The organism is Mesorhizobium silamurunense, from assembly GCF_014843825.1.
Lineage (GTDB): Bacteria > Pseudomonadota > Alphaproteobacteria > Rhizobiales > Rhizobiaceae > Mesorhizobium > Mesorhizobium silamurunense.
This window is the reverse complement of the sequence record NZ_JHQR01000195.1, coordinates 1-4,221: the sequence shown is the minus strand read 5'-3', so window position 1 is coordinate 4,221 and position 4,221 is coordinate 1. Positions and strand designations below refer to the sequence as shown.

At 65.1% G+C, this 4,221-nt stretch carries 4 protein-coding genes; all 4 read right to left on the bottom strand.

The window, feature by feature from the left end; translation table 11 throughout:
• Nucleotides 1-568, bottom strand: a 568-nt coding sequence (locus tag DH10_RS21690; RefSeq protein WP_192385303.1) for a CvpA family protein, incomplete at its 3' end; no start/stop codon positions are given.
• A 27-nt stretch (nucleotides 569-595) separates the two neighbouring features.
• Nucleotides 596-2,014, bottom strand: a complete 1,419-nt coding sequence (radA, locus tag DH10_RS21685) for a DNA repair protein RadA (protein ID WP_192256504.1) — start codon at nucleotides 2,012-2,014, stop codon at nucleotides 596-598.
• A gap of 235 nt (nucleotides 2,015-2,249) precedes the next feature.
• Nucleotides 2,250-3,740, bottom strand: a complete 1,491-nt coding sequence (locus DH10_RS21680) for a replicative DNA helicase (protein ID WP_192256502.1) — start codon at nucleotides 3,738-3,740, stop codon at nucleotides 2,250-2,252.
• A gap of 299 nt (nucleotides 3,741-4,039) precedes the next feature.
• Nucleotides 4,040-4,221: small ribosomal subunit Rsm22 family protein (locus DH10_RS21675; RefSeq protein WP_281423856.1), on the bottom strand; the 182-nt coding region annotated here is incomplete at its 5' end.

Below are 4,221 nucleotides of genomic sequence, written 5' to 3'. Positions count from 1 at the left end.
CGGCCGGCGGTTCGGCCGCGGGCTGGTCGGTGGTCGCCGGCGCGCCTGCCTGGGGCGTGCCCTTATGCGTATATTTGTTGACCAGCTCTTCCGTGTTCTCAGGCAGCACGCTTTCGAGCTTTGCGCCGATCGTCTCCAGCAGCGGCCGCGACTTGGCGTTGGCGACCCACGCGGGCGCCTTGGCGCCGGCCAGCCAGTTGAAGAACAAAAGCGCCACCGCGACCACCAGGATGCCGCGCGCCGCGCCGTAAAGGAAGCCAAGCGTGCGGTCGAGCGCGCCGATGCGCGAATCGATGATCCAGTCGGCGATCTTCATGGTGATGACCGAGACGACGATAAGCGCGATGACGAACACGACGCCGGCAGCCGCCGCCATGGCGATCTTGTCGTTGTCGACATAGGGCTGAACGTAGGGCAGCACCGGCTTGTAGAAGAAGAAGGCCGCCGCCGCCGCCGCTGCCCAGGAAACCACCGACAGCACCTCGCGGGAAAAGCCGCGCACCATGGCAAGCATCGCCGAGACCAGCGTGAAGCCGACGAGAATTCCGTCAAGCAGCGTAATCGGCATGTCTTTCGCCCCACATCATGAGCCGCGTCATTCTCCCTCGTCGGCGCGGCTGCGCCGTGAGCCGGCTATGCGCGCTACGAGGTCGGCAAGCTCGGTGGGCTGGAAAGCGCTGGCCGCGATTCCCCCGGCCCCATTACCGCCAACGATTTCCTCGCTGCCAAGCGGCAGCACCGCGCTTCCGAAACCCAGCTTTTCGGCCTCTTTAAGGCGCTGCTGCGCATGCGCAACCGGCCTCACCGCGCCCGAAAGGCTGATTTCGCCGAAATAGACGCAATCGGCGGGAAGGGCAAGACCGGTGAGCGAGGAAACCAGCGCTGCGGCAACCGCGAGATCGGCCGCCGGCTCTGAGATACGGTAGCCGCCGGCGACGTTGAGATAGACATCGTGCTGGCCGAAGCGGATGCCGCAATGTGCCTCCAGCACCGCCAGCACCATGGAGAGCCGCGCGCCGTCCCAGCCGACGACGGCCCGGCGCGGCGTGCCGAGCGAGGAGGACGCCACCAGCGCCTGGATTTCGACGAGAACCGGCCGCGTTCCTTCCATTCCGGCGAAAACCGCGGCGCCCGGCGATTTCGCGTGCCTTTCGCCGAGGAATAGCTCCGACGGATTGGCGACCTCGCGCAGGCCCTTGTCCGACATTTCGAAGACGCCGATCTCGTCGGTCGGCCCAAAACGGTTCTTCACCGTGCGCAGGATGCGGAAGTGATGGTTGCCCTCGCCTTCGAAATAGAGCACAGCGTCGACCATGTGCTCGACCACGCGCGGGCCGGCAATCTGGCCTTCCTTGGTGACATGCCCGACGAGCACGATCGCGGCGCCTGTGGATTTCGCGTAGCGGATCATCGCCTGCGCGGCGGCGCGCACCTGGGTGACGGTGCCCGGCGCCGAATCGGCAAGATCGGTCCACAGCGTCTGGATGGAATCGAGGATGACGAGGTCCGGCCGCTTGCCGTCGGCTATCGTTGCCAGGATGTCCTCGACATTGGTCTCGGCGGCGAGCTCCACCGGCGTCGAGGCGACGCCGAGGCGCTGGGCGCGCAGCCGGATCTGCGCGACTGCCTCTTCGCCGGAGACATAGACGATGCGATGGCCCTTCGAGGCAAGCGCTGCGGCGGCTTGCGTGAGCAGCGTCGACTTGCCGATGCCGGGATCGCCGCCAACCAGCATTGCGGAGCCGCGCACGAAACCGCCGCCGGTGGCGCGGTCGAGCTCGCCGATGCCGGAGACGATGCGCGGCGCGTCCTCGATGTCGCCGGCCAGACTGGTAAGCACCACGGCGCGGCCCTTGCGGGCGTTGCGCGTGTTCGCCGGCCCCGAGCCGATGCCGCCTGCCGTGCCTTCCTCGACCAGGGTGTTCCACTCGCCGCAGGCATCGCATTTGCCGGCCCAGCGCTGATGCACCGAGCCGCAATTCTGGCAGATGAACTGAACGCGGGATTTGGCCATTAGGCGCGGCCCGCTTCGAGCATCGCCAATGCTGGATAGGTCGGTGGGACAGCACCCCCCTGTGTCCTGCCGGACATCTCCCCCTCAGGGGGGGAGATCGGCAGCTTCGACCTCGGCGTCGAACCTGCGACGTTTGCGATTGGCGAAAGCGCAGGCGACATCCAATCTCCCCCCTTGAGGGGGAGATGTCCGGCAGGACAGAGGGGGGTGGGACGGAGTGAGACCTGTCTCAAGCTCACTCAAACCTTTCCGGCAAATGATGCTCTTCCGCCAGGTCCGAGAAGCGGGTGAACTCGCCGTGGAAGGCGAGGCTGACGGTTCCCGTCGGTCCGTGGCGCTGCTTGGCCACGATACACTCGGCCTTGCCGCGCGCCTCGTTCATCTCGTTTTCCCACTTGATGTATTCGTCGGTGCCGAGCTTTGGCTCGCGGTTCTTGAGGTAATACTCCTCACGATAGACGAACAGCACCACGTCGGCGTCCTGCTCGATCGAGCCCGATTCGCGCAGGTCCGAGAGCTGCGGGCGCTTGTCGTCGCGGCTTTCCACCTGACGCGACAGCTGTGAGAGCGCAATGATCGGCACGCCGAGCTCCTTGGCTAAAGCCTTCAAGCCGGTGGTGATCTCGGTGATTTCCTGCACGCGGTTCTGCGAGGCCCTGGCGCTCGATCCTTGCATGAGCTGGATATAGTCGATGACGATGAGGTCGAGGCCGCGCTGGCGCTTCAGCCGCCGCGCCCGGGCGGAGAGCTGCGCGATCGAAATGCCGCCGGTCTGGTCGATGAACAGTGGGATCTTCTGCATCGTCTGCGAGCAGGCGACCAGCTTCTCGAAGTCCATCTCGGTGATCTCACCGCGGCGGATCTTCGATGACGAAATTTCTGTCTGCTCCGAGATGATGCGGGTGGCGAGCTGCTCCGACGACATTTCCAGCGAGAAGAAGCCGACCACGCCGCCATTGGCGGCCTTGAACGAACCGTCGGCCTGCTGCGCGGGGACATAAGCCTCGGCGATGTTGAAGGCGATGTTGGTGGCCAAGGAGGTCTTGCCCATGCCGGGGCGCCCTGCGAGCACGATCAGGTCGGAAGGTTGCAGGCCGCCCATGCGGCGGTCGAGGTCGCGCAGGCCCGTGGCGATGCCCGACAGGTGGCCGTCGCGCATATAGGCGGCATTGGCCATGTCGACGGCGGTCTTCACCGCATCGTTGAAGCTTTCGAAGCCACCGTCGTAGCGGCCTGTCTCGGCGAGCTCGAACAGGCGCCGCTCGGCGTCCTCGATCTGGTCGGAGGGCGACATGTCGACCGGCGCGTCATAGGCGATGTTGACCATGTCCTCGCCGACGGTGATCAGCGCGCGGCGCGTGGCGAGATCGTAGATGGCGCGGCCGTAATCGGTGGCGTTGACGACGGTGACGGCCTCGACGGCGAGCCGCACGACATATTGCGCCACCGTCATGTCGCCGACCTTTTCCTCCGCCGGCAGGAAGGTCTTCAGCGTGATCGGCGTCGCGATCTTGCCCATGCGGATGAGCTCGGCCGCCACCTCGAAGATGCGGCGGTGCAGCGGCTCGTAGAAATGCGCGGGCTTTAGGAAATCCGAAACGCGGTAGAAGGCGTCGTTGTTGACGAGTATGGCGCCAAGCAGCGCCTGCTCGGCCTCGATGTTGTTCGGTGCCTCGCGATAAAGCGGTTGCTCCGCCACGCCGAGTTTGCGCGCTGCTTCTGCCATGATGTCCCCGATTTCGATCCCGCTTCCTCGATATCAGAACTGGACAAGCCGGTGCTGACTTATCTGCAACAGTGGGTTTCCAACCGGCCTTGATGCTCGCGATTCACAGCTAAAATTTTTTCGTGGAAAGAATCGTGATTGACTCGAATCGAAGAGGGCACCGTAGCGGCTTCTGAACGAGAACAAAACAGGAAAATGCAACAACGGTTGCATCGGTTTGCCGAGCGGTCGCGTCGCCATTCCTGGGGCGGAGCAAGAAGCGGACCGACGCGGCGCAAAACCCGGAATGACGGAGACGCTTATGCCAAGGTGTCGCCCCAGTCGGCCCGTCGCGCCGCCTTGAACAACTCGCCGTCGCGCTTGCTGAGCAGGCGCTCGCCGGCGCTGCCGTCAGGCCGGCAAAGCTTGAGCACGACCTTGCCGGATCCGGCCTTTGGCGGCGCGATCACCCGCGCCGTGCGCGCCGGCGCAGGATGTCGCG